Origin of the sequence: Bizionia sediminis (assembly GCF_042684585.1) — a bacterium.
Taxonomy (GTDB): domain Bacteria; phylum Bacteroidota; class Bacteroidia; order Flavobacteriales; family Flavobacteriaceae; genus Algorimicrobium; species Algorimicrobium sediminis.
Window position 1 is genome coordinate 383,438 of sequence record NZ_JBHULS010000001.1, and the last position, 23,834, is coordinate 407,271.

The 23,834-nt window shown below is 37.6% G+C and carries 24 protein-coding genes; 7 read left to right on the forward strand and 17 right to left on the reverse strand.

The window, feature by feature from the left end; all coding sequences use genetic code 11:
* Window position 1: 1 nt before the first annotated feature.
* The 16 genes from ACFSQP_RS01660 to ACFSQP_RS01735 all read right to left on the reverse strand — a co-directional run bounded on the left by ACFSQP_RS01660 (window position 2) and on the right by ACFSQP_RS01735 (window position 18,818).
* Window positions 2-1,318 (reverse strand): APC family permease, encoded by a 1,317-nt coding sequence (locus tag ACFSQP_RS01660; RefSeq protein WP_027126743.1) that lies wholly within the window; start codon window positions 1,316-1,318, stop codon window positions 2-4.
* Window positions 1,319-1,398: 80 nt separating this feature from the next.
* Window positions 1,399-1,833 carry a Fur family transcriptional regulator gene (locus ACFSQP_RS01665; protein ID WP_026753622.1) on the reverse strand — a complete coding sequence of 145 codons (435 nt, stop codon included), beginning with the start codon at window positions 1,831-1,833 and terminating at the stop codon, window positions 1,399-1,401.
* A gap of 36 nt (window positions 1,834-1,869) precedes the next feature.
* A complete protein-coding gene (locus ACFSQP_RS01670; protein WP_008992768.1) occupies window positions 1,870-4,395 on the reverse strand; it encodes a heavy metal translocating P-type ATPase in 2,526 nt (841 codons plus the stop codon).
* 9 nt (window positions 4,396-4,404) lie between these two features.
* The gene (locus tag ACFSQP_RS01675) at window positions 4,405-4,752 is read right to left on the reverse strand and encodes a SpoIIAA family protein (protein ID WP_376891298.1); all 348 of its coding nucleotides are present in this window, start codon (window positions 4,750-4,752) and stop codon (window positions 4,405-4,407) included.
* A 44-nt stretch (window positions 4,753-4,796) separates the two neighbouring features.
* Entirely contained in the window at window positions 4,797-5,219 is a 423-nt protein-coding gene (locus ACFSQP_RS01680) for a Fur family transcriptional regulator (protein WP_027126746.1), read from the reverse strand.
* Between the two features lie 15 nt (window positions 5,220-5,234).
* Window positions 5,235-5,573, reverse strand: a complete 339-nt coding sequence (locus tag ACFSQP_RS01685; protein WP_027126747.1) for a P-II family nitrogen regulator — start codon at window positions 5,571-5,573, stop codon at window positions 5,235-5,237.
* Between the two features lie 108 nt (window positions 5,574-5,681).
* Window positions 5,682-6,941, reverse strand: a complete 1,260-nt coding sequence (locus ACFSQP_RS01690) for an efflux RND transporter periplasmic adaptor subunit (protein ID WP_027126748.1) — start codon at window positions 6,939-6,941, stop codon at window positions 5,682-5,684.
* Between the two features lie 16 nt (window positions 6,942-6,957).
* The gene (locus ACFSQP_RS01695) at window positions 6,958-11,373 is read right to left on the reverse strand and encodes a CusA/CzcA family heavy metal efflux RND transporter (RefSeq protein WP_027126749.1); all 4,416 of its coding nucleotides are present in this window, start codon (window positions 11,371-11,373) and stop codon (window positions 6,958-6,960) included.
* Window positions 11,374-11,491: 118 nt separating this feature from the next.
* Window positions 11,492-11,887, reverse strand: a complete 396-nt coding sequence (locus ACFSQP_RS01700; RefSeq protein ID WP_376891300.1) for a hypothetical protein — start codon at window positions 11,885-11,887, stop codon at window positions 11,492-11,494.
* Window positions 11,888-11,961: 74 nt separating this feature from the next.
* The gene (locus ACFSQP_RS01705; RefSeq protein WP_028281656.1) at window positions 11,962-13,407 is read right to left on the reverse strand and encodes a type IV secretory system conjugative DNA transfer family protein; all 1,446 of its coding nucleotides are present in this window, start codon (window positions 13,405-13,407) and stop codon (window positions 11,962-11,964) included.
* Window positions 13,404-14,432: a MobB family relaxase gene (mobB, locus tag ACFSQP_RS01710; protein ID WP_376891301.1), complete on the reverse strand. Its 1,029-nt coding sequence runs from the start codon at window positions 14,430-14,432 to the stop codon at window positions 13,404-13,406. The genes ACFSQP_RS01705 and mobB overlap by 4 nt, the downstream gene beginning before the upstream one ends.
* Window positions 14,432-14,980, reverse strand: a complete 549-nt coding sequence (locus ACFSQP_RS01715; protein ID WP_008992776.1) for a BfmA/BtgA family mobilization protein — start codon at window positions 14,978-14,980, stop codon at window positions 14,432-14,434. The genes mobB and ACFSQP_RS01715 overlap by 1 nt, the downstream gene beginning before the upstream one ends.
* 740 nt (window positions 14,981-15,720) lie before the next feature.
* Window positions 15,721-16,101 (reverse strand): DUF6876 family protein, encoded by a 381-nt coding sequence (locus tag ACFSQP_RS01720; protein ID WP_025743391.1) that lies wholly within the window; start codon window positions 16,099-16,101, stop codon window positions 15,721-15,723.
* Between the two features lie 81 nt (window positions 16,102-16,182).
* Window positions 16,183-16,518: a single-stranded DNA-binding protein gene (locus ACFSQP_RS01725; protein WP_008992779.1), complete on the reverse strand. Its 336-nt coding sequence runs from the start codon at window positions 16,516-16,518 to the stop codon at window positions 16,183-16,185.
* A 959-nt stretch (window positions 16,519-17,477) separates the two neighbouring features.
* Entirely contained in the window at window positions 17,478-18,314 is an 837-nt protein-coding gene (locus ACFSQP_RS01730; RefSeq protein ID WP_028281660.1) for a DUF932 domain-containing protein, read from the reverse strand.
* Window positions 18,315-18,410: 96 nt separating this feature from the next.
* Window positions 18,411-18,818 (reverse strand): hypothetical protein, encoded by a 408-nt coding sequence (locus ACFSQP_RS01735; RefSeq protein WP_025743398.1) that lies wholly within the window; start codon window positions 18,816-18,818, stop codon window positions 18,411-18,413.
* Between the two features lie 896 nt (window positions 18,819-19,714).
* Between ACFSQP_RS01735 and ACFSQP_RS01740 the strand changes: the two genes are divergently transcribed.
* The 6 genes from ACFSQP_RS01740 (at window position 19,715) to ACFSQP_RS01765 (ending at window position 23,038) form a co-directional block, all read left to right on the forward strand.
* Complete coding sequence (locus tag ACFSQP_RS01740) at window positions 19,715-20,143, forward strand: FKBP-type peptidyl-prolyl cis-trans isomerase (protein WP_376891303.1); 429 nt, start codon at window positions 19,715-19,717, stop codon at window positions 20,141-20,143.
* Between the two features lie 180 nt (window positions 20,144-20,323).
* The gene (locus ACFSQP_RS01745) at window positions 20,324-20,650 is read left to right on the forward strand and encodes a YtxH domain-containing protein (RefSeq protein WP_376891304.1); all 327 of its coding nucleotides are present in this window, start codon (window positions 20,324-20,326) and stop codon (window positions 20,648-20,650) included.
* 5 nt (window positions 20,651-20,655) lie between these two features.
* Complete coding sequence (locus ACFSQP_RS01750) at window positions 20,656-21,006, forward strand: hypothetical protein (protein ID WP_376891305.1); 351 nt, start codon at window positions 20,656-20,658, stop codon at window positions 21,004-21,006.
* A gap of 3 nt (window positions 21,007-21,009) precedes the next feature.
* On the forward strand, window positions 21,010-21,210 hold the full coding sequence (locus ACFSQP_RS01755; RefSeq protein WP_376891306.1) for a DUF6327 family protein: 201 nt from the start codon (window positions 21,010-21,012) through the stop codon (window positions 21,208-21,210).
* Window positions 21,211-21,507: 297 nt separating this feature from the next.
* Window positions 21,508-22,038 (forward strand): lipid-binding SYLF domain-containing protein, encoded by a 531-nt coding sequence (locus tag ACFSQP_RS01760; RefSeq protein WP_376891308.1) that lies wholly within the window; start codon window positions 21,508-21,510, stop codon window positions 22,036-22,038.
* A gap of 112 nt (window positions 22,039-22,150) precedes the next feature.
* Window positions 22,151-23,038 carry a YihY/virulence factor BrkB family protein gene (locus ACFSQP_RS01765; RefSeq protein ID WP_376891309.1) on the forward strand — a complete coding sequence of 296 codons (888 nt, stop codon included), beginning with the start codon at window positions 22,151-22,153 and terminating at the stop codon, window positions 23,036-23,038.
* A gap of 98 nt (window positions 23,039-23,136) precedes the next feature.
* Here the strand turns inward: ACFSQP_RS01765 and ACFSQP_RS01770 are convergent, their stop codons facing one another.
* Window positions 23,137-23,322: a CsbD family protein gene (locus ACFSQP_RS01770; protein WP_376891310.1), complete on the reverse strand. Its 186-nt coding sequence runs from the start codon at window positions 23,320-23,322 to the stop codon at window positions 23,137-23,139.
* A 234-nt stretch (window positions 23,323-23,556) separates the two neighbouring features.
* On the opposite strand from ACFSQP_RS01770, the gene ACFSQP_RS01775 reads away from it, so the two are divergent.
* A complete protein-coding gene (locus ACFSQP_RS01775) occupies window positions 23,557-23,796 on the forward strand; it encodes a DUF7218 family protein (protein ID WP_376891312.1) in 240 nt (79 codons plus the stop codon).
* Window positions 23,797-23,834 lie beyond the last annotated feature (38 nt).

Genomic DNA, 23,834 nt, shown 5'->3' on the forward strand with positions numbered 1-23,834 from the left:
TTTAATGGTTAAAAAGTTCCTTTTCTTTTTCAGGGTCTATTTCATCTTTTGACTTTTTGTCCAAAAAATAATCAAGCACAATACCCACGATAACAGCACCTACGAACGCTGAATAAACCTGCCAATTAAATTGGATTATCAATGATAGACTTATAAGTATCGCCAAAATGGGTAAAATCGGCACTCGTCCTATAGCCAAAGGAACTTTAAATGGTCGTTCTTGCTCTGGTGCTTTAAACCGAAGCACGATAAGTGCGACATTTACGGCAACAAAAACAAGTAAAGCGCCTAAAGAAGACATACCTGCTACAATCTTAATATCGCCCAACAATAAAAATCCCGCAACTGCTGCCATAACTACAATAGTAGTAACCCACGGTACTTTCTGTGCATTGGTTTTGGTCATAAACTTTGGAAGTTCTCCGACACTGGCCATTCCAAAAAGCAGCCTACTTATGGATATGATACCACTAAAAGCAGCATTAGCCGTAGCAAAAAGTGCAGCGATAGCCAATACCACAGGCAACCAATTGTTGAGATTGGAAGCTGCAAGAGAAAGTGGCGAATCCACGTTTGCCAAAGCGGAAGGGTCTGCAATATTCAAAACCGTAAAAGCAATAAATAAATAAATTATTGTAGTTATTACCATAGTCATTAAAAATGCACGGGGAATTGTTTTCCCTGGGTTCTTAACTTCCGAACCCAAAGCTGCCATATGTTCAAAACCAGTATAGATAAAGAACAGTGTAGCTGTGGCCGCCAAAGTTCCAGAAATCGATTCAATTTTAAAAAATTCTGCTTTGGGTGGACCAGTTTCCAAAAGTCCAAATACTATCAATAATAACAATCCCAAAAGTTGAATGCTGACCATAATAATATTTGCTGTCGACGATTTTGTGATGCCTGTAATACTAATTAATGACAACACCAATAAAATGCCATAACTTATTAGAAGAGAGGGCATATTAAAAAACGTATTGAAATACCCCGAAAAGGCAAGTAACACGGCTGCAATGGTGGCCGAACTATGAAACGCAATCGTCCAACCCGTGAGAAAAGACGGAATATCAATTTTTGGAAATGCCTTGCGTACAAAAATAAATTCCGCACCAGCATTGGGATAGGTAGAGGACAACTCTGCATAGGACATTGCAGAGACACTAGCCGCAATTGCTGCAAAAATAAAACTCAACCAAAGGTCTGTGCCCGCTTGTCCAGCAGCTGCACCAATCACGGTATAGATTCCTGCACCCACAATCGTGCCAACGCCATAAAAGGTAAGTCGAAGCGTACCCAAAGATTTTTTTAGTTCTGCCATATTTTTTAGTTAAAGAGGGTGGAAAAAACCTGAACTGGACCATTGGGCGCAAAGGTTCAAGGTTCAAGTACTCCCACCTGTTATTTTTTCCTGCATTTTTCACATATTCCTTTCAATACAAGGTTCACATCGTTCACTTCATAATCGTCTGGCAAGCTCTCTTCCGATATTTTATTTGGTAAACAGATTGTTTTCCTACAATCGGTACAATGAAAGTGCATATGTAAATCTGTACCGTATTTACCTTTGGCGTTTTCATCAGAAATCGCATATTTTGCCACTCCGACCCCATCATTAATCTGATGAATCAACCCTTTATCCTCAAAAATCTTGAGATTGCGATAAAAGGTCGTTCTGTTTGCTGTTTTATTGGTTTCGCTCTTTTGAACAAAGGCCTTTTTCAAATCGGAAAAGGACACGGCACTTTGTTTCCTTTTTAGGAACTTGTATATCTTCGACCTCATTTTAGTAGGTCGAATCCCGTGATATGATAGTATCTTTTCCGTTTTGGTCATTTTAACCTTTTCAAAAGCAACCCTTTTTTATTAAATTTATTTTTTATAAGCCAAAAGCCTTAACGCATTAAAAACCACAAGTAACGTTGAGCCTTCGTGGATGACCACTGCAATACCGATATTGGCCCAACCCATAATGGTCGATGGTATGAGCAATGCCACAATACCGAGGCTTACCCAAAGGTTTTGCTTAATAATGGTTTTTGCCTTCCTGCTCAAACCTATGGCAAAGGGCAGGGTTTCCAGTTTATCGGCCATTAGGGCAATGTCAGCTGTTTCCAATGCTACATCACTGCCCGCAGCACCCATTGCGATTCCTACGGTGCTGTTTGCCATTGCAGGGGCATCGTTCACACCGTCGCCTACCATTGCGACTTTGGATTCCTGTTCTTTTAATTTTTTAATGGCATCAACCTTTTCCTCTGGCAACAGGCTTCCCCAGGCATCGGTCAACCCAATTTCTTTAGCAACGGCATCGGCAACCTTTTGATTATCCCCGGTTAGCATTATCATCCGTTTGATGCCGATTTCCTTTAATTTTTTCAGTGTTTCCTTGGCCGCTTCCCGTGGGGTATCCATCAGGGCGATGATACCTATATATTCTTTGTTCCTTCTTATGAGCATTGTGGTATTTCCACCACCTTCAAGTTCTTTTACTTTATTCGATATTTCTTCGGATGGTATTGCTTCATCGAGGTCTTCGTACAAGTCAAGGTTTCCAATATAGATTTTATCCTTGCCAAAGGACGCTTTGATACCTTTTCCTAGAACCGCTTCCAAATCTGACGCATCGGTAATATCAGTACCTTTCAGACGCTCTTTCCCATCCCTTACGACGGCTTTGGCCAAAGGGTGGTCGCTCAAGTTTTCAACGGCAACGGCTATCTTTAACAGTTCATTTTCTTCAATATTTCCCAGTGGTACTACTTCGGTAAGTTTGGGCTTGCCTTCGGTAAGCGTGCCCGTTTTATCAAAAGCCAAAGCGGTAATGACCCCTAAATCCTCAAGTGGTCGCCCACCTTTGATAAGTACACCGCCCCGTGCTGCCCGTGCCACACCGCTTAATACCGCACTTGGTGTTGAAATGGCGAGTGCACAGGGGCTGGCAGCTACCAATACTGCCATTGCACGGTAAAAACTGGCACTAAACGGTTCATCAATGACCAAAAAGGCAAAGAGTAGGATACTAACCAATATCAGTACGGATGGTACAAAATATTTTTCAAACTTGTCGGTCAACAGTTGGGTAGGGGATTTCTGGGTCTGTGCCTCGTTGACCAATTTGACCAGTCGGGACAGCGTAGAGTCTTTGGCTTCTTTGATTACCTTTATTTCCAGAGTATTATTACCGTTGATAGTTCCAGCAAAAACGCGGTTTTCGTCCTTGATATCATCGTCTGCTGAATAGTCCTTGCCCGTATCTTCCACAGGAATTTTGTCCACAGGTACACTTTCCCCTGTGATAGGTGCTTGGTTGACACTGCTTTTTCCTTTGACCACAACACCATCGGCAGATATTTTACTGTTGGGCTTGACCACAATGATATCACCTATAATTAATTTTTCAATCCCGACTTCTTCTGTCTTGCCATCTTTTTTGAGCAATGCCGTTTTTGGTGCCAAATCTGCCAGTGCCGCAATGGACTTTCGGGCCTTTTCCATTGCATAATGTTCAAGGGCGTGCCCCAAACTAAACAGGAACAATAACAATGCACCTTCTGCCCATTCTCCCAGAATGGCGGCACCAATGGCGGCAACCAACATTAAGAAGTCAATTTCAAAACCGCCTTTGGCGACGGTCTGTACTGCTTCCTTGGCCGTAAAGAAACCACCGAAAAAGTAAGCGCCAATGTATAAAGTAAGACTGACCCAATCTGGGATGGATTCCACATAGGAAAGGCCGAAACCTATTCCGAGAAGTGCCCCACAGATAATGGAAAAAATGAGCTCCGTATTTTTACCGAAAATACCACCGTGGGCGTGCTCTTCTCCTTCCTCGTGGGTCTCGCCTTCTTTGTGCTCGTGTCCCTCTGTGGAAGTTTGCTCTTTAGTCTCTTCCTTCTTTGAACGCTCCTGTTTTTTGGATGCTTTGGTGTAATCATTTTCGTTTGAAGCACTGCGTTGAACCTGAAGGTCTTCCTTTTCAATTTGTTTGCTTATTTCATCAAAATTTGTTTGCTTTTTATCAAACTCAAGTCGTACCATTCCAGAGCCTGAAACGGAAGCTTCCAAAACTCCATTGATTGCCAAAAGGCTTTTCTCTATGGAACGAGCCTGTCTTGTGTGTCTGATTCCTTTAACTTCAATGAGCAAATGCCCGTATTTTTCGGTAATCTCGGCACCAGTACTTTCGGCGAGGGATTGAATGCGGTCGATGGAAATGATATCTGGGTCATAATGAAAACAGAGCTGTGGCACATTAGCTCCGTTTGCATCGGCAATGTGCACTTTTTCGATGCCCTCTTTAGCTTGTAGTTTTTGAATAAGCCTTTCAACACAAGAATCTTTTTCGTTTGGAACTTGCGGAAGGATGACCGATATTTTTAGTTGTAGTTTTTCCATTTTTTATTTTTATTTTATCCACTCTTTGGCATCGTCTTTTTCTTCGGTCTTATAAAATTTTATATGAGCTTCTGAAAAAGGAAGCAATACCTCGGTAAATTGCTCTTGCCATTTAACGCTACCCACCAAAGCAACACGCTTTAAATGCTTTTCATTCGGAAGATTTAATTCAATACCCTTCCAATAGGCACTTACCGTCCAGCCTTCAAAATTTTGCATTTCAATGTACCAGGAAACTTCCTGATATGCAGTTATATGTTCTGTTAAGACCGGTATCAAGTTTTCATAATCCTTGGCATCCAGCTTATTCTCTGCCACCATATATACAGTAGCCTCTTTTTTATAGATTGTTATCATTGCTCACTATTTATAAATGATAATTGAATTTAAAAACCAAACGTTTAATCCAGATTGTCGCTGCATTTTTCGCAAATGCCCTTTACCACCAAGTTGATATCCTCGGTAATATAGCCATCAGGTAAGTTGATATGAGGGATTTTATGCTCTGTTAAACAGACAGTTTCATTACAATTGTTGCAATGAAAGTGTAAATGAAGGTCGTTGCCGACCTCGCACTCACAATTTTCTTCGCAAAGGGCGTATTTTATAACACCTGTCCCATCCTCAATTTGATGCACAATACCTTTTTCTTCAAACGCTTTCATAGTCCTAAATAGGGTGCTTCTTTCACTGACCTTAAAATCCTTTTCCAAATCGCCAAGACTGATGGCTACCTTTAATTCCACCAAACGTTTATAAGTCATTAGGCGCATAGCCGTAGGTCGTATCCCTTTGCTTTCAAGTAGTTGGACTATTTTTTCCATTTGCAACAAAGTGTTTTATAGGTCGTACCGTTTTAAGGAATCTCCAGATTTAATCTGAAAGGCATCTTCAATATTTGCTATATAAATAATACCATCTCCAGGTCCGTCGGTTTTGGCGTTGGCTATAATTGTTTCAATGGCCACTTGGGCTTCCTCATTTTGGCAGACCAGTTCCAACTTAACCACTGGACTATCTGTCACGTGAAAATCCAACGACGGTCTTGCACCTTTTGACTTAAAGGCGCCAGTTCCTTCTGCTTGTGAAAGGGTCATACTTTTAAATCCATTATCTGATAGTGCTTCAATGACTCTTTGGATTCGGTTCGGTTTTATAAATGCTTTTATTTCCTTCATATTATGAATATTTTAAATCAATTTTGAACCGAGCCTGTTTTCTAATTTTTAACTAACTAATTAAGACGATAAACAAACCCGGAATCAAAATCTTTGATTATTATTGAATTAATGTCCGTGTTCCAGTTCGCCTTTAACCATTTCCGAAGAGAGATTATAAGCTCCGTTTATGACAACTTTGGCGTCCTTTGAAACTTCGGCAGGCAGATTGACTTCAACAAAGCCTAAATCAGTAATACCAACCGTTACGGGTATCATTTTAAATTTCATTTTGTTCGCTTCCATTTCTCCATCTTCATCCAGAATAAAAATAAAGGATTGCTCGCCTTCTTTTATAACGGCGGCTTCCGGTACGGCGAAACCTTTTTTCTCACCTTGCACTATTCGCCCTTCCACGTACATACCCGGCAATAGGTTTTTATCCTCGTTTTCAATATCTGCCAGAACTTCCAAAGCTTTTGGGTCGGTGTTAAATGTTTTACCCACAGACCGAACGGTTGCTTTAAGCAGTTCATCTGGACGAGAGGCCGTAGAAAAATATATCTGTTGTCCTTTCTTGATTTGCTTTATGTCCTTCTCATATATTTTGAAGTTGACATAAATCTTTGAATTATCGCTTATTGAGAACATTTTGGATTGTTGCGCCACGTAATCGCCAAGGCTAATCATTACTTCATCCACATAGCCACTTATGGGTGTGGTAATGGGAACAGCGGAATATATTTGGCCTTCAGCCACTTTGTCCGGATTAATGCCCAACAGTCTCAATTGGGACCGCAAACCATTGACGCTGGATGTTGTGGAACGAAATTTTGACTGCGCCATCTGAAATTCCTTTCCAGAAGAAACACCTTTGTCATAAAGAGTCTGCTTGCGCTCAAAATCCTGTTTCAAAAAGACCAGTTCGTCATTTTTTTCCTGATATTCCTGTTGCATTGCAATGATATCTGGGTGTTCTATATATGCCAATACCTGTCCTTTACTTACATTATCTCCAGGTATTACTTTTATGGAACTCACATTTCCACCAACAAACGGACTGATATTCGCCTTATCCTGTGGGAAAAGTTCCAGCGTACCTGTTACCTTAATGTTGTTCCCTAAATTCCGTTCCTCCAAAGATTTCATTTCCAAACCGATGGTTTCAGCTTGTTGCTTTGTAAGTTCTACAACGCCTTCTTCCTCGCTGTGACCACCTTCTTCCTCTCCTTCAACGTGGCCTTCTTCGCCGTGTGCATCTTCTCCAACTTCATTGGTCTTTGATACACCTTCGGCTTCATTATGTCCAAGTTCAGATTTTTGGGCATCATTACAACTCATAAACATAAGTGTAAATAATACGGTACTAACTAATAGTATATTCTTCATTTCTCTTTTTTTAAGGTTATAAATTGCCCAATTGATATTGCATATCAATGGTCTGCTGGTTATACTGATTGATGTATTGTAAATGGTTTTGTTTAATACGGATGGCACTATTAAGAATGGTGATATAATTGACGTAATCTATTTCGCCTTCTTTAGAAGCCAACTGCGCTGTGGTAATTTGTTCTTCTGCCAACAATAGTGCGCCTTCTTCGTAATATTGCAAAATCTTCTTTGTTTTTTCGAGTGATTTGGTCAATTGTGAAACACGACTTTCTGTAACCGCTTTTTGCTCCAAATATTGATTCTCTGCTACCATTGCGTCTGCCTTGGCTGCCTTAACCCTTGACTTCTGCGGAAAAAACCATAACGGAATACTAATACCTGCCTGATAGGTATTAAACCCTGAAACATCATCCACAACCTGCCTGCCATATGATAAACTGAATTTCGGTAGGAATTGCGATTTTTCAACGCCCACATTTGCTTTACTTACTTCGGCATTTTGCAAGGCATATTGCAACATTGGGTTATTGGCAACCGAAGTTGAATCCAATGTCGCCATAAAATCCAATGGCTCGTAAAAACCATCTACCGTCTCGATGGTTTCATCCGTTCCCAAATATTGTTTTAAGGCACGTTTGGCAATTTCAATATCATCAAAAGCTTGTTGCCTCAACACTTGAATCTGTTGAAATTCGGAAGAGGCTGAAATAAATTCCAACTTGCCTGTTTCTCCAGTGTCATACCGAAGTTGGGCAGCGGACTTAAAATTGGCATAAATACTGTCCAATTGGTCTGCAAAACGCAACTGTGCCTTGTAATAATTAATTTGGTCATAGGCTTGCATCACATTGCGCACCAACTGTTGTTCACTGGCCACATAAAACTTTTCTCCCAAGGCAATGCGCTCTTTATAAAACTTCGATTTTGAAAATCCTGAAAGCAAATCGATATTGCCCTGTTGCACGCCAACGGTTGTTTGCACTCCAGGAAGATTATTGCCATATTCTTCTTTGCCCGTGAAAACTTGTGTGCTACCAAGGTCAAAACTCGTTCCCTTTAGTGCCTTTTCCCGTTCAATAAATGCCTGACTTTCCTTAAGCGATGGATAATTCTGTTTTGCCATAGCAATGGCCTCATCTACAGTCAAGGTTTTTGGCATTGTTCCATTTTGATTGGTGTCTTGGGCAAAAGCAGTTCCAGAAGCCATCAAACCGCCAACCATCAATAATACGGTTACAATGTTCGTTGATTTGTTGACATAGCTTACACCTCCATCGTTATTGTTTCGTTCCTTTCTCGATTCAAGCCAATAATAAAGAATAGGAATAACCACCAAGGTCAGAAATGTTGCCGTAAGCATTCCTCCAATGACTACTGTCGCCAAGGGCCGCTGTACTTCGGCACCACCAGAGGTAGAAATCGCCATTGGGATAAAGCCCATAATTGTTGTAATGGCTGTTAATAAAATTGGACGTAAACGTTCGTGCGTAGCTTCATATATACGTTTTTTTAAATCTGTCATTCCACTGTCTTTTAATTCATTGAACTTATTTATGAGTATGAGTCCGTTTAATACGGCAACTCCGAAGAGCACGATAAATCCGACTCCCGCGGAAATACTGAAAGGCATTCCACGAATCAACAAAACGAAAACGCCACCAATGGCCGCCAAAGGCACTGCCATATAGATCATCAAGGCTTGTGTAACTGAATTCAAAGCAAAGTAAAGCAGAACAAATATTGTTAATAGAACGATTGGGACTACAATCATCAATCGGTCTGATGCTCGTTGTAGGTTTTCAAATGATCCGCCGTAGGTTACAAAATAACCTGGTGGCAGTTTAACATCCGTTTCCAATTTTTGTTGAATTTCCTCGACCATCGATTTTACATCGCGCCCACGAACATTCACGCCCACGGAAGTACGACGAGAGGTATTGTCTCTTGAAATCTGCATTGGTCCGGGTTTATAGCTGATATCTGCCACCTCCTTTAATGGTACTTGTGCACCGTTTGGCAGGTCTATATAAAGGTTTTTTAAGCTATTGATGTCTTGTCGATATTCCTCTGCCAAACGAATGACCACATCGAACCGTTTTTCCCCTTCAAAAATGACTCCTGCCTGTTCTCCTGAAAATGAAGCACTTACATAATCATTCAGCTTATCAACGGTTACACCGTATTGTGCCATTTTCGCACGGTTATATACCACCGTCATTTGTGGCAAACCACTTGTAGCCTCCACATTAATGTCAGCCGCTCCGGGAACGGTCCTAATTACTGCCGCGATTTCCTGTATCTTGTCTGCCAAAACGTCCAAATCTTCTCCGTACAATTTGATGGCCACGTCTTCACGGACACCAGTCAGCAATTCATTAAAACGAAGTTCTACAGGTTGTGTAAACACAAAATTTACGCCGGGAACTACTGAAATTTTTTCTTGAATCTTTTCTATGAGTTCTTCTTTACTATCTGCGGATGTCCATTTACTCTTGTCCTTTTCAAGAATAATATAACTATCGGCAATATCCATAGGCATTGGGTCTGTTGGTATTTCAGCCACACCAATCCTTGAAACTACTGTTTTTACTTCCGGAAACTCATTGATTAAATTCTGAAGTTTCTCTGAGGCCTCAATAGATTCTGAAAGACTGCTCCCTGGTTTTATCAATGCTTGAAATGCAATATCGCCTTCATCAAATTTAGGGACAAATTCTGCTCCCATATTGCTAAAAATAAATCCTGCAATCAAAAGCAAGGCAACCGCGCCTATAACCACACCTGCCCGAAAGCGAAGTGCAAAATTTAATATAGGCAGATAGATACGATTCAGAACCCCCATAATTTTATCACTGAACCTATCAATCTTGTTTTCAAATTTGGCAAACCAACTATTTTGATTTTTAGCAGGTTTTAAAAATAATGATGACATCATTGGTACGTAGGTAAGGCAAAGAATAATTGCCCCTAAAACGGCAAAACCAAATGTAAATGCCATTGGTCGAAACATTTTCCCTTCCACACCGGTCAAAAACAGAATAGGTGTAAAAACTATAAGAACAATTAGTTGACCGAAGAAGGCAGAATTCATCATTTTACTTGAAGAGTCATAGGCGATTTCATCCATTTCAGCTTGGTTAATGGCGGTTGTGGATTTTTTCATCCGTTGATGAATGTGGAAAACCGCTCCTTCCACGATAATCACCGCACCATCTACAATAATCCCAAAATCGATCGCACCCAAGGACATTAAATTTGCCCAAATGCCAAATTGTTTCATCAAAATAAATGCAAATAATAGGCATAAAGGGATTATCGACGCTGCTATCAAGCCACCACGGAAGCTTCCTAAAAGCAAGACCAAAACAAATATGACAATAAGGGCACCTTCTATTAGATTTGTTTTAACGGTACTTGTGGTTGCCTCAATAAGTTCACTTCGACTTAAAAAAGCATCAATATAAACGCCTTCCGGCAGGGATTTTTGAATTTCTACAATACGCTTTTCCACATTTTCGATCACGTCGCCTGGGCTTTCGCCTTTCAGCATTAAAATTTGTCCGCCCACAGATTCGTGTCCATCTTGGGTAAAAGCGCCATAGCGTACTTGGCTGCCATATCCAACCTTTTCAGCGACATCCCGTATTAAAACGGGACTACCGTTTTGAGTAGTTACAACTGTGTTTTCCAAATCGGCGATACTTCGGGCCAAGCCTTCGCCACGGATAAAATTGGCTTGGTTATTTTTTTCTATATAGGCACCTCCAGTATTGGCATTGTTCACTTTAAGGGCTTCAAAGACCTGGTTCATTGTAATACCGAAACTTTTTAGCTTATTGGGGTTTATGGCTACTTCATATTGCTTCACAAATCCTCCAAAAGCATTTACCTCGACGACTCCTGGAACTAATGCCATTTGGCGTTTTACAATCCAATCTTGGATGGTACGAAGCTCCATTGCATCGTATTTATCTTCGTAGCCTTCCTTTACTTTTAGGCTGTATTGGTAGATTTCGCCCAAACCTGTGGTAATTGGGGCCATAAATGGCGTGCCGAAGCCTTCGGGGATTTCTCCGGCAACTTCGGTTAATTTCTCTTGCACTAATTGCCGGGGAAGATATGTGCCTGCCTCGTCCTCAAATACGATAGTAACAACTGACAATCCAAAACGAGACACCGAACGCAGCTCGATAACGTCTGGTAGATTTGCCATTGCCAATTCTACCGGATAAGTAACAAATTGTTCAATGTCTTCAGTACCTAAATTTGGGGCAACTGTAATAACCTGTACTTGGTTGTTGGTAATATCGGGTACAGAACCCAGATTTATAGTGGCCATAGACCAAATGCCCGTACCTACAAGTGCCACTATAAAGAGCCCAATAATAAACTTGTTATTAATGGAAAATGAAATGATTTTGTTAATCATAGAAAAAGTATTAATTCAGTTTAAACATCGCAATGCAAAGAAATGCAATGCGTTTATGATGCGATACTTACTTTGAAAAGCATCACGGTAGGATATAGCTATCCTAAAAAAAACTGAATTATACTTTAGGGGGTTGGAAAAGCGATTCCAGATATCTGGAAGTGAAGTTTACTTTATGTAAGTTAAACTGTTTTTTCTCTTCAAACTTTAGTCGATTGGTTAAAACCGAATTGTTGTTCGCAATAATTAATACTAAAGGGTGACAACATTGATGATGGGAATGGACTGGTGTATTCTCCTTATCTGGGTTATTATGATGCCCTTCATTTTTTGCATCATTGTCAATGTAATCTTCAACTACATATTCAAGGAAAGAGTCTCCATAAACTTTATGGTCTTGATAATGGGTAATAATGCTTGAAATTTCTTTAATTGGTCCACAAAAGTCCATATCAATGCTAATTCCCTGAAAAAAGAATAAAATTGACATTGATATGGAAACGAATATTTTCATAAAGTTTCACAAAGATACAAATTAATCGATGCACAGGTTGTGCAAAAACTATGGTTGTTCTTTATTTACTAATTTTAGTTAACCTTAAATATAGATTTTGCCTCTCTATAAATCCGTTCAAAATTGAGCTTTAATTCATCGGTTGTAAAATGTTGATGAGGATTTGGTATTTCTCTTTTAATCGTTTGTAGTTTAAATTGAACTCTTTTATCTTTGCCATCAGCAAAAGTTATAAACTCGCCTTGTTTCAAACGGAAAAAAACATCTGCTCTACGTTTAGAAACTTCTTTTTCGCCTGTGGTAATTCTCGTATCAAAATTTAGATTGTGTCCACGATTTATACTTGTGGTTTCCTTACGAACAATCTCAAAGAAACGCTCATAATATTTTGCAGTATCTGGGTCATTAACTTTGCCGAAAAACTGATAGGAAAGATTGCTCAAAATAGCCTTACTCGCTTTGTCTCCATATAGCATATCATTCTGAATTTTATCCTGCATCACGTAAATTGTGGCAATATCATAGCTTCTTAAAGTTGCGGGAATGCGGTGCATATTAAGCAGCTTTATGGTTGGGGCTTCTTCCATCATTAAAAATGACGACTGTTGACCTCTCACGCTCATTTGCTTGATGACTGTGTGCATAATTGCAGCGATGATAGGCGAGTAAGCTGATTCATATTTGGGATGGTTCACGATGCAGATAACAGCAGGATTGTCCTTGCTGTTGATATTCAATGGTACTTCATCTTTTGACAAAGCCATAAACAACTGTTGTGAACCTATCTTTTTAAAGGCATTGGCCAATGTGCTTTTCACACCTGCCGTTTGTTTGTCAGAATCCATTCCGTTGATAAAAGCACTTGCCATACTTCGGGAAGTGATATTTGAGCTCACAAAAGTAACCAACTGTTTGGTAGTCATCGATTGAAAAATAGCAATCAAATGGGGCAGGGTGCAATATTGAGGATAGGACGTTTTTAGTTTCCAAATCATTCCACCCATCAAACCTTCAACAGCATCACTGAAGAATTTTGTGGTACTGTTTGTACTGGATTCGTTGAACTCCAAAAGATTTTCAATGAGTACCTTGGATAATTCATTCACACTTTCCTCATTGGGCAAATATCTTGGGGTAATTGGGTTTACACAATAATGGATTTGGTCAAAAGCTATGGTATAGAATTTAATATCCTTTTCTTTAAATAATGGGTAGGCAATTTCGGTAAGTTCAAAATCCTTGTAATCGTGTATGATACCACAAAATTGATGGGTACTAAAATGCTGTAAAAAATTATAGATAACACTTTCTGTTTTACCGCTTCCCGCAGAGCCAATAATCGATGCACCTCGCTTGATATTTTCGATTTGAAATTTTCCACGACGAAGTTTAAAGCGTACCTGATATTTCTTATCTCCGTTTTTGGGCTCTTCTTGATGAAGAAACACATATAAAACTGTACTGACAAACAATACCGGAACAACAATAAAAAGGATGATATGTGGTATTGACATACTCATATCCCAATAGAACCCGACTGTATTGCTCGGTCAATCCCTTTTTTAAACTTGTTGATTATCTTTAATGCCAACTGTACTTTGTTTGTTGGAATATTCATTATGGGTACACCAGATTTGGCAAGTATTTTATAGGCAGTTGCCTTTTCATTGGTTGGCAATCCCGAAAGAATTGAGAAATACAACTTTGGATTTTTCAGGAATGTTTTACGTGCCTTATAAGTTTCAACATAGTTTCGTTTGTATTGAAATAGAGTGTCAAACGTTTTTTCAGAAGCCTTAAAGAATTTGTCCCTATCAAAACCACGTTTTACAGGTTTGCCATTAAAAACGGTTTCCGAAGCTTTGTACTTGCTACCAGGGGACAAACTGTATTTATTGGACATATCCTTTCTGCTCACAATAATATGGATATGGCTTTGAGAGCCTTCTTTAGGCATCCCTCTAACAATGCGTTTTCCATCTTGTTGATGTGGTGCTTCTTTTTCCAATCGGGACATCGTTTGCTGTAATTTTTTGATGTTGCCTTCTAATTCGCCACTTTTAATTTTCCGGATATCGTTCTTAATTTGAAGTATCTTGGTGGCATAAGGTTGGTTCTCCTGAATTTTCCTATCCGTTCCCTTATACGTACGCTGATGCTCAATTTTGGCATAGTATTTAATGTCATCTACAGTAACAGCTCGTCCGTTTATTTCCCGATTAAAAGATTTAGCGTACTCTTTCATCAATTCTCGGGTGTACTTTTTCAGTTCCTCGGAATGATTTTGCAATCGCTTCAATTCATAAGCACTCGGATTGACTGTAATGGAATAAAACTTTGGTTCGGTCTTTTTGAGTTTAGCCGTATTTCCGTCAATTTCTTTAATGACTTCCTTACCTGATATTTCTTCGCCATACTGATTGAAAAAATGTTCCATTTCATCAATGGATTTGTCATCGTTTTCTTTTTCGAGATAAGCGACAAAATCGGAAACGCTCTGTGCATAATTGCCATCTAATGTCTGTTTGGTTACTGTGATATACATTATAATTTTTGTTTAATGTTTTCAAATTCATCTTTGCTTAAATCCAGTTTTAAATAGCCACCTCCAAAACTGCTTTTAACATAAGTGGTCTTATCAATGATTTTTTCTAAATCATATTTTACGGAATGGAATTGTTGTTGAACTTCTTCGTACCGATTTCGATAATGATTCAGTTCCTCATTTTCTGTAATCAATTCCTGTTGTTCAAATTCAAATAATTCTTCTTGTGGTTCTTCCTCTTTTGGGTTTTCTTGGAAAAGCAATTCCAACATTGCATTGGTAGGCTTGGTCTGGTTTTTTTCAATATCTCTAATAATAGCTACAAGTGCATTGATTCGTTTTTTTAAGCTATTCTCTAAAGTCTTCATATTTGCACCCAAAGATTCATTTGGGGATAGCTCGTTCAAATCGAAAAAGTTCATCATTGCTTCCAACGTATCAGTATGTGAATGGGTAATTTCCTTGGAAAATTTCCGAAAGCGAGTTGCCACTTTAGGTTTAATACTAATGGCAGAAAAACTGTATTTCTTTTGATGATTTGAACTCATTTACTGTAAAAAATTGCCGTTTTATAGGGGTTTCAAAAGGATTTACTGTAAAACTTTGTTATTTCTCTATTTTATATAACCAGTAATTATTTGAATATCAAATAATTACAACTAAAAACCAATCGTTAACATCGCCTTGGCGTGTTACCCTCTTGCTTCTCAAATTCGTCCCGCAGGGACAAAATTTTTCAAACAACCTGACTGAAAAGTCAGTTGCTTTTTTTCGGAATAAAAAATTCCGATATGTTTAATTTTTGATGGGTATCATTATCGGCGAAAGTCAAATCAAAATGGGATAACGATACTTTAAATTGATACTGCTAACAGTCTTTTAAAGATATTCTATTTAGATATAATATTGAAATACAGATTGTTTCCAAATGGTTAGTTTTGATACCAAAAAATAGGATTTTTATAAAAAAGTAAATTTAAGACGTCGAGTTTTTGAATATTGGCTCTTGTAAATTTGAAAAAAGTAAAGCACAAAAAAAGACCTCTGAAAGTTCAAAGGTCTTAATTCTTGTTTTTATTTTAGATGTTAAAAACGTACTGATATGAATATAGATTTTTTATCGCTTCTTCGTCCAATATCTTATCATAATCCATATGATGTTCATTGGCGTAGGCTTTAAGGTCGTTCCCAAATTTGCTTTCTATATCTTCTTTTGAAACGGAAAGTAGATGTTGTTGGGTTTCGTCATCGAGGTTGTTATAATTTAGATAAATCATAGCCTTACTTTTTAATATTCGCTTGTAAGCATCAACGTATTATCCACAAAATACAACCGTAGTTCATCCAAAGGAAAATCGGTAAAATTGTATCGGTGTATTTCAAATATATTCCCATTTCCATCGCTGTAAATTATTTCAGCTTCATAGCCTGTATAATCCTGTTCCTCTTCCGATAGCCTTTTAAAATCTATTGTTATAAAATGGCTTCGGTTTAGCAAACTTTTGGCGATTACTGAAACATCGGTAATGAGCCAAAAACACTCTGCTACGTTGGCTAAATATTTCAGTCCGTTTGTAAATCGGGTGCGTATTAATGGGATTTGATAGAACATTTCAGAACCGTGAAAATGTTGCAATCCTTCTTTTATTTCGTTAACTTGTGCTTTCATTGTTATATCTTTTTAGAATTAATGATGAAAAGAAGAGGGCACAAACTAATTGAAAACTGGTATTAGTGCCCTCTTTACTTTTTACTTACTACCTAATAATAGGATTTCATCGGCTATCACTTCGGTAACATAGCGTTGATTGCCATCGTCCGTGGTATAGGTTCGGGTCTTTAGTTTTCCAACAACTCCGATTTCTTTGCCCTTTTCGGCATACTTTTCGATAATTTCAGCAGTTTTGCCCCAAGCGACAACGGTGTGCCAATTGGTATCCGTTTGCTTTTCGCCCTTGCCGTTTTTGTAGTATTCATTGGTTGCCAATGATAAACGGGCTACTTTCTTACCGCTTTCAAGGTTCGTAATAGTTGGTTCTTGCCCAACATTTCCAATTAACTGTACGTGATTTTTAATAGTACTCATAATAAAAGATTTAAAAGATTAATATTTCCCTTTTTGATTTAAACTGAATTAAATTTTAAGGGGTGTTTGTATGATTTCTTTCGTGCTCCGCACAATGGATGAAGTGGGTTTTGTCAAGACTTTTAGGGAATAAATCAGGTGTGTTTGCGACGTAGTAAAAACCTTGGATTTTCAAGGAAGTAGAAACCTTATTTTTGCCTAAAACTTGTACAGTCTTGACAAGTTCCATAATGGTATTAGCAATTCTTATAAAGCCATTTGTGACGAGAGCGTACCGACAGTTAAGCGAACAGAGCAAATGGCTTTATTTTAGAATTGGTTATGCCATACCTGTTTTTCGCTGTCCCGAAAAACAACAATGGCTTCATCCATTATAAACCCCTTAAAATTTGTGAGGCAAAGGTTCGGTTTTTAAGAATTATCGAGTAAAGACCAAAGTAGGCTTTGCCGTTAATTCTGTTAAGAAAATCGAGGCTTTGACTTTCCGATTACAAGCGGACTGGATTCACGGTTTTGGTTTGGGAATGTAGCGTTCCTTCCCAGCGAAGCGGGAAGGGGAAGCGGAATGGAAAACCAAAAACGGGAATTGGGTCCAAGATTTTTTATAGAGAAGCTCTTTGCCCGAAATGTAGCTTTTTGCGAAATGTAGCGGGAAAGTGCTGAACGGATTATAGAACCAAATTATTCTTTTGAAGTAGGATTTAAAGCGGACTTGACTTTAAAGATGTAGATTGGAATAGAGTTTGACCACTTCCCGAATTTTCTCGGGAATGAGTGGGCAAGTGGAATGGAAATCGGAATCTTTGAAGTTGTGTCCAAGACCTTTTTTGAGTGAAGCTCTTTTTCCAAAATGTAGAGCAACGAAATGTAGGGAAATGTGCTAAACGGAATAATATGGCAGAAGTATAATTAAAAATCCAGTTTAGTTAGGTACTGGATAAACCTTTAACAATGTTTCTTTAAACCATTGCATATATTTCATCAAACAAAACCTTATCCAACCTTTCCTGTTGCGAAAAGGTCTTTTTCAAGGTATTGTGAAGCATCCAATTAAAGGCGTTATAACCTACCCATAAATTTGGTTTTGAATAAGCTGGAAACGGTTCATCGTTGATAAGCTCTATAACCTCACGGGATTTTTTTGATGGGTCATCGTTTTTGTCGCTACATTCATATCGGAACAATTTCGTTTTTTCCAATATGTCTTTTACAAATGCCTTGGTATCGATAAGTTCGATTTCTTCCATTTCCCTGAATTTCCTTGTGATTTCGTAGTATTCATTATTTAGAAACTTATCAAATAGCAAGTTCAATTTCGGCATTATTAAATCTGTATTGTTTTTGCTGTGCTTTATTGAAAATGCTATTTCTGATTGAGCAACGTGCAAGCCATTGGTGCATACTTCTCTATAAAATCCAAAATGCCCGGAAGTCTTTTCGCTTCCGTCATAGGAATTTTTGAAACGCAACATCGGTAATATCTTATCCTGTTCATTCTTCAACGAAAACTGATTATGGTCCTCGATTATAAAGTCGGCAATGAAAGACCTGTCATTTCTGTTAATCGTGCGTTTATGATATTTCAGATTGGCATCCAGTAATAGCTGTTCGGCTTTTTTGAAAAACAATTCATTTGGAATATGGCCATAACTGTTCGAGACCACATTCACAATTTTGTCATTGGAAATAACGGCATTTTCAAGTCCTCTTCGAGACTCCATACCAGTAATAATTTTTAACGATTTCATTTCATTTGAAACGAAAATTTCATCTTGTTGTAAACGATTTAAATACATAATATTTGATTTTAGACCTGTCTGAAGACAGATATGATTAAAAAAAGAAAGCCTACTCTTGCGAGCAGGCTTTCACATTTGAAGACATTAGCTTCATTAAAGTTCAAATTTTAGAATCTGTTCTTCAATCTCTGATTTACGTTGTTCCAAAGTGGACTGTAAATGTGTAGTTACCAACTTGATTAAATTCGTGTTGGTCGTCTTGAATTCCAGATTACGTGAGTCCCTTATATGGAAGGAACTCGAACCATCCTGATTGTAATTGAACTTGGTAAGCTCGTTCAATGTTTCCGTCAACCGTTCACGTTGATTAGCCAGACCTCTCAATTTTTCAAACTTTTGAATTCTGTCATCCAAATTAATCTCTGGTTTTTTGGCTACCACGAGCTTTTCCGGTGTAACAGCTTTTCCGATAGCTTCCTCGGTCAACTTCTTTTGAACTTCCTTTTTAACGGTTGCATTTACTTTTTTTGCTGTTCCGTTTGATTTTACTTTTGTTTCCATAATTAAATGATTTTAGATTAAACAATATTTGAGCAAAACCCAAACGGAAGACAAAATTTTAGAGTGGAAAGGAAACGGAATAAATAAGCGAGGGAAGAAGCGATGGCTTTATGCCGTCCCTTTTCCGAAAAATATTTTGCGACGTTTATATTTCGGTAATATTGTATGAATACTCTCTTCCTCTAAATATGTATAGAAGTTAGCCGTGAAATAGACCTATGATTAATAGTTAATTACTTGGTCTTTGGTGTATTACTAATGCAAATCTGAAAAGATATTATGAGGATAATAAGGTTAAAAAAAACGTAATTTGAAGAAGTATTTATTGTCATAAAATAAATGACTTTTTATATTGGTTTGAATTAATACAAATTATATATTTGCACCATCAGAAAGTAAAGCATTTTACTTTAAGTTCATTTATAATATCGTCAACAAATCGGCTAACAGTAAAGTTTCGGAATCTGTAACTGGTTGATATATATAATATTATGGGAAAAGGGTATAATCCTGCCACCCCGACTAAAAAGCCTAAAATTTTTTAATTTTAGGCTTTTTTTAATTCTTCAAAATAGCGTGGGGAGTCATTGAAACTTGGGAAAGTGTTCATTTTTTAAATAACCATGCTAACGGCAATTTCTTTTTAAATTTTTAGGTGGTATTTTTCCAATAGCATCTGTGGTGTTTAGCATGCAATAAAACGAGTTGTAAAGCAACAACTACCGGAAATAAATCTGTTTTTAAAACCAAAATGCTGCCATTGTAGCGAGTAAATAATGGTTTGTGTAGCACACAAATAGATGTTAATGTTTTCAATAAGTCTTTGAGGATCTATGGCATTCTAACTAATAATTGTTAGTTTTGCCCTAATTTTAAATATAATTAAAGACAATTTTATGAGTCAAGTAAAAGAAAATGATACTGTTCAAGTTCATTACACAGGAAAATTAAGCACAGGACAAGTTTTTGATAGCTCCGTGGATAGAGAGCCGTTAGAATTTACTTTAGGGCAAGGTATGTTAATTCCTGGTTTTGAAAAAGCAGTTTTAGATATGAAAGTAAACGAAAAGAAAACGGTTGTTATAAATAAAACAGAGGCTTATGGCGATGTTCAGAAAGAACTTTTTCATGAAGTAAAGAAAGATCAATTGCCAGCCGATATTAAGCCAGAGGTAGGTATGGGGTTAGCTTCTAAAAATCCAGATGGTACCGAACATCAGTTTCGTGTAGCTGCTGTAAATGATGACCATATTATTGTAGATGGCAACCATCCGCTTGCAGGTCAAGATTTAACTTTCGATTTAGAGTTGGTGGCTATTAAATAAGCTATAACAATGAGTACAATAAAAAAAAAGCTTGAGTATCTCAAGCTTTTTTGTTTTCTAAAACCAACAAAATTGCCGTACAGATGTAACGTCAGACCGCAATAAATAGTCAAATTAAAGCGTTTTAGTCGCGAATTTTGTATCTTACAAACAGGAAGTGATTATTTAATAAATTTTAGAATGGCAAAAGAAAGTACAGTGTTGGGCCTCTTGGCAGGTACGGCAATTGGGGTAGCAATTGGATTGTTATTTGCGCCTGATAAAGGTGAAAATACCAGAAAACGCCTAGTAGATGAGGCAACCGCTCTTAAAGATAAAATAAACGCGGAAACGCACGATTTAAAAGATAAGGTAGCTGCTTCAGTATCGGATAGAAAAGATACGTTTGAAAATCAATTAGAAACCATTGTTTCGGACCTTAGCTACCAAACAGAAGATGTTATAACAGCTCTGGAAACTAAACTACAGGCACTGAAAGAAAAAAATAAAACGTTTCAGAAATCGTAATTTTTATGTCTATTTTCGATTCACTAAAGAAAAAATCCGCTCATGTTACAGACGCGGGAGAAACCTATTTTGAAAAAACACAGGAATACTACAAGTTAAAAATTTTTCAACAGGTAACCATTTCCGTAAGTCTAGTTGCTAAAGCACTTATAATTGGTGGCTTAACAGCTATTGGTTTATTGTTTTTGGCTTTTGCTTTGGCATTGGCCATTGGTAATTGGCTGGATAGTGCTTCGTTGGGTTATGTTACTGTAGGCGCTTTGTTCGTGTTAATGGCTTTTATATTGTACCTAAAACGGGCGGTTATAAATGGTATTATAATAAAAAAATTAGCCGATAAATTTTTTGATGCATAATTTATGAAAAACTATACATCGTTTGAAGAAATAGAACTGCAGCTTAAGCGTTTAGATTTAGAGCGTAAAATAGCGCTTGAGGAAGTGAAATTGCACACTACGGAAATAAAACAGGAATTTAAACCCGCCAACTTATTAAATCAGGTACTTAAATTAGGCGGAAAATACGGACTTTATTTTTTAGTAAAAAAATTTCTAAAATAACCGGCTCAAACTCATGGCTGGGCGTAGCCTTTATAAAACTGGGTTTTAAACGCCTTGCCGTATGCTACGCGACGCCTATTGTTGTGTTCTTAATCTTTACTACATAACTTTATATTTACGTAGTAACCATGCCGTATTTAGCACCTGTTAATGTTGAATGGGGTAGTCCATTTTTTATAGTAATTAAATCATATTTTGGAAACACTAATTTATTTGCGCTAATTTTTTTAGTTATCACGTTATGTAAAACACTGATTTGTAAGTAGTTTTATGTTTTAACCAATAAAAACGAATAAGATGAAAACTTTAAAAACAATGTTAGGCATTTGCCTTTTATTTATAACCTTGGGTGTAACGGCGCAAAACGCCAAAGACCGAGAAATAATGCAGGATGCCAATAAGGCCAAAGAACTTATTGTAGACCGCGATGCGGGTTTTGAGAAACTGTTTAATACCGCTGCTGGATATGCTATTTTTCCAAACGTAGGAAAGGGAGGCTTAATAATAGGTGGTGCTAGTGGTAACGGTGTTCTCTACGAAAACGGTATGCCTGTAGGTATGGCTAGCGTAACAGAAGTATCTGTGGGGTTGCAAGCCGGTGGACAGGCGGTTACCGAGGTTATTTTTTTCGAAACAGAGGCAGCTCTAGCTACCTTTAAACAAGGTAATTTTGAATTTGCAGCGGGTCTATCTGCTGTAGCCATAACAGAAGGTGTTTCCAGAAATGCCAATTACAGTGATGGGGTTCTTGTTTACACCATGCCAAAAGCTGGTTTAATGGCCAATGTATCTGTTGGTGGTCAAAAATTTACATACACCGGATTTTAAGATGTAAATTAAAAGAATAAAAATTTTAAGAGGTTGCCTAGTTTTAGGTCAACCTTTTTTTTGTACATTTTAAACACAATAGCGTTAGCGCCACTTCAGAAAACACTAAATAATGACTAATACAGCACAAGAAACTTTTAAATTAAAACACCTTCCCAATCTTTTGGTTACTACCTATAAAGCATGGGATGCCAACAAACCATTTCGATTAAGCGCCGTTGTGGCCTATTACGCGGTATTGTCGTTGCCCGGATTGCTTGTTATAATTGTAAATTTAGTGGGCTCTGTTTGGGGTGTGGAAATTGTTCAAGGCGAACTTACCGACGAGATTTCTCGGGCGTTAGGTCAGGATGCAGCCGAATCCATTCAATCCATGATGCGCGAAACCCAAGATGAAAATAAAAGTACTTTGGCTACTATTTTGGGTATTGGTGTCCTCATTTTTGGTGCTACCGGTGTTTTTTATCATTTGCAATTATCATTAAATCAAATTTGGGAAATAACAGCCAAAAAAGACATGAGTTTCTGGAAAATGGTGGTAGATAGGGCTCGAAGTTTCGCTTTTATTTTGGCCATAGGTTTTTTAATGTTAATTAGTTTTTTAATTACTACAGCCATATCTGTGGTTAATAATTATATTCAAAGTTTATTACCTAATTTGGTGGTATATATTGCTTTTGTTTTTGATATTGTGGTGTCCATAGGTATCGTAACTATGCTTTTTGCTCTTATTTTTAAGTTTTTACCAGATGCTAAAATAAAATGGAAAACAGTATGGATAGGCGCTTTTATAACAGGCATATTATTTGTGTTAGGAAAGTTTTTGCTGGGTCTTTACTTTGGTCATGCCGATCCCGGCTCTACCTATGGGGCGGCAGGTACCATAGTATTAATATTGCTTTGGGTTTCGTATTCCTGCTTAATTTTATTTTTTGGTGCTCAATTTACCTGGGTTTATGCCGAACGTTATGGCTTGGGTATCCAACGGAGCAACCAATAATAGGTTATTATTTGTTTACATTAGGATGCAAAAAAGCCTTTCAAAAATGTTTTTAGCAATTTTGAAAGGCTTTTTTATGCTTTCCGTGTTATTTACGTTTACCAATCTTGGATTTCTTTTTTGATGGCTTCTCGAGTTTTTCCAGTTTTTTCCTGGATTTTTCCAATCATTTCTTCAAATTTACCTTCGGAGTAGGTTACATCATCGTCAGTAAGTTTGCCATATTTTTGCTTAAACTCACCTTTTACCTGTTTCCACTTGCCTTCTAACTGATCGCTATTCATAATAATTTGTTTTTAATGGTTATTTCATTCAAAGATAACATCTTGTAAAGCGTTTTTTGAACCCAATAAATTAAATTATGGCTTCAAAACAAAAAAAGGTTTTTAATGGTAGCCACTATTTTTTGGATTGCGTTAAAGTAATCAAAAGTATTTTCAGACTTTAGATTGTTGGTTTTAACACCTGAATTTTTTTTGTTAAATCAAAATGACAGACAAACTTTAAATTATAAATTTATGGATATTCCAAGTGTAAAGAATGAGGATCAATATGAAGCTTTAAGAGAAAAAGGCTATAGCAAGGAAAAATCGGCTAGAATTGCCAATACCAAAAATGCCGGTAAAAAAGGCGGCCACGCCAAAGCGTATGAATCGTGGACAAAAGAAGAACTTTATGAACAAGCCAAGAAAGTTGGTATTAACGGACGGTCTAAAATGAATAAAGATGCGTTAATTGAAGCACTTCGTACAAATTAAAGTGTATTTTTACCTTTGTGTTTTGTTAGTTATAATAC

Coding starts and splice junctions, on each gene's coding strand:
- ACFSQP_RS01660 (WP_027126743.1), bottom strand. CDS start 1,318: ATGGCAGAACTAAAAAAATCTTTGGGTACGCTTCGACTTACCTTTTAT.
- ACFSQP_RS01665 (WP_026753622.1), bottom strand. CDS start 1,833: ATGACCAAAACGGAAAAGATACTATCATATCACGGGATTCGACCTACT.
- ACFSQP_RS01670 (WP_008992768.1), bottom strand. CDS start 4,395: ATGGAAAAACTACAACTAAAAATATCGGTCATCCTTCCGCAAGTTCCA.
- ACFSQP_RS01675 (WP_376891298.1), bottom strand. CDS start 4,752: ATGATAACAATCTATAAAAAAGAGGCTACTGTATATATGGTGGCAGAG.
- ACFSQP_RS01680 (WP_027126746.1), bottom strand. CDS start 5,219: ATGGAAAAAATAGTCCAACTACTTGAAAGCAAAGGGATACGACCTACG.
- ACFSQP_RS01685 (WP_027126747.1), bottom strand. CDS start 5,573: ATGAAGGAAATAAAAGCATTTATAAAACCGAACCGAATCCAAAGAGTC.
- ACFSQP_RS01690 (WP_027126748.1), bottom strand. CDS start 6,941: ATGAAGAATATACTATTAGTTAGTACCGTATTATTTACACTTATGTTT.
- ACFSQP_RS01695 (WP_027126749.1), bottom strand. CDS start 11,373: ATGATTAACAAAATCATTTCATTTTCCATTAATAACAAGTTTATTATT.
- ACFSQP_RS01700 (WP_376891300.1), bottom strand. CDS start 11,887: ATGAAAATATTCGTTTCCATATCAATGTCAATTTTATTCTTTTTTCAG.
- ACFSQP_RS01705 (WP_028281656.1), bottom strand. CDS start 13,407: ATGAGTATGTCAATACCACATATCATCCTTTTTATTGTTGTTCCGGTA.
- mobB (WP_376891301.1), bottom strand. CDS start 14,432: ATGTATATCACAGTAACCAAACAGACATTAGATGGCAATTATGCACAG.
- ACFSQP_RS01715 (WP_008992776.1), bottom strand. CDS start 14,980: ATGAGTTCAAATCATCAAAAGAAATACAGTTTTTCTGCCATTAGTATT.
- ACFSQP_RS01720 (WP_025743391.1), bottom strand. CDS start 16,101: ATGAAAGCACAAGTTAACGAAATAAAAGAAGGATTGCAACATTTTCAC.
- ACFSQP_RS01725 (WP_008992779.1), bottom strand. CDS start 16,518: ATGAGTACTATTAAAAATCACGTACAGTTAATTGGAAATGTTGGGCAA.
- ACFSQP_RS01730 (WP_028281660.1), bottom strand. CDS start 18,314: ATGTATTTAAATCGTTTACAACAAGATGAAATTTTCGTTTCAAATGAA.
- ACFSQP_RS01735 (WP_025743398.1), bottom strand. CDS start 18,818: ATGGAAACAAAAGTAAAATCAAACGGAACAGCAAAAAAAGTAAATGCA.
- ACFSQP_RS01740 (WP_376891303.1), top strand. CDS start 19,715: ATGAGTCAAGTAAAAGAAAATGATACTGTTCAAGTTCATTACACAGGA.
- ACFSQP_RS01745 (WP_376891304.1), top strand. CDS start 20,324: ATGGCAAAAGAAAGTACAGTGTTGGGCCTCTTGGCAGGTACGGCAATT.
- ACFSQP_RS01750 (WP_376891305.1), top strand. CDS start 20,656: ATGTCTATTTTCGATTCACTAAAGAAAAAATCCGCTCATGTTACAGAC.
- ACFSQP_RS01755 (WP_376891306.1), top strand. CDS start 21,010: ATGAAAAACTATACATCGTTTGAAGAAATAGAACTGCAGCTTAAGCGT.
- ACFSQP_RS01760 (WP_376891308.1), top strand. CDS start 21,508: ATGAAAACTTTAAAAACAATGTTAGGCATTTGCCTTTTATTTATAACC.
- ACFSQP_RS01765 (WP_376891309.1), top strand. CDS start 22,151: ATGACTAATACAGCACAAGAAACTTTTAAATTAAAACACCTTCCCAAT.
- ACFSQP_RS01770 (WP_376891310.1), bottom strand. CDS start 23,322: ATGAATAGCGATCAGTTAGAAGGCAAGTGGAAACAGGTAAAAGGTGAG.
- ACFSQP_RS01775 (WP_376891312.1), top strand. CDS start 23,557: ATGGATATTCCAAGTGTAAAGAATGAGGATCAATATGAAGCTTTAAGA.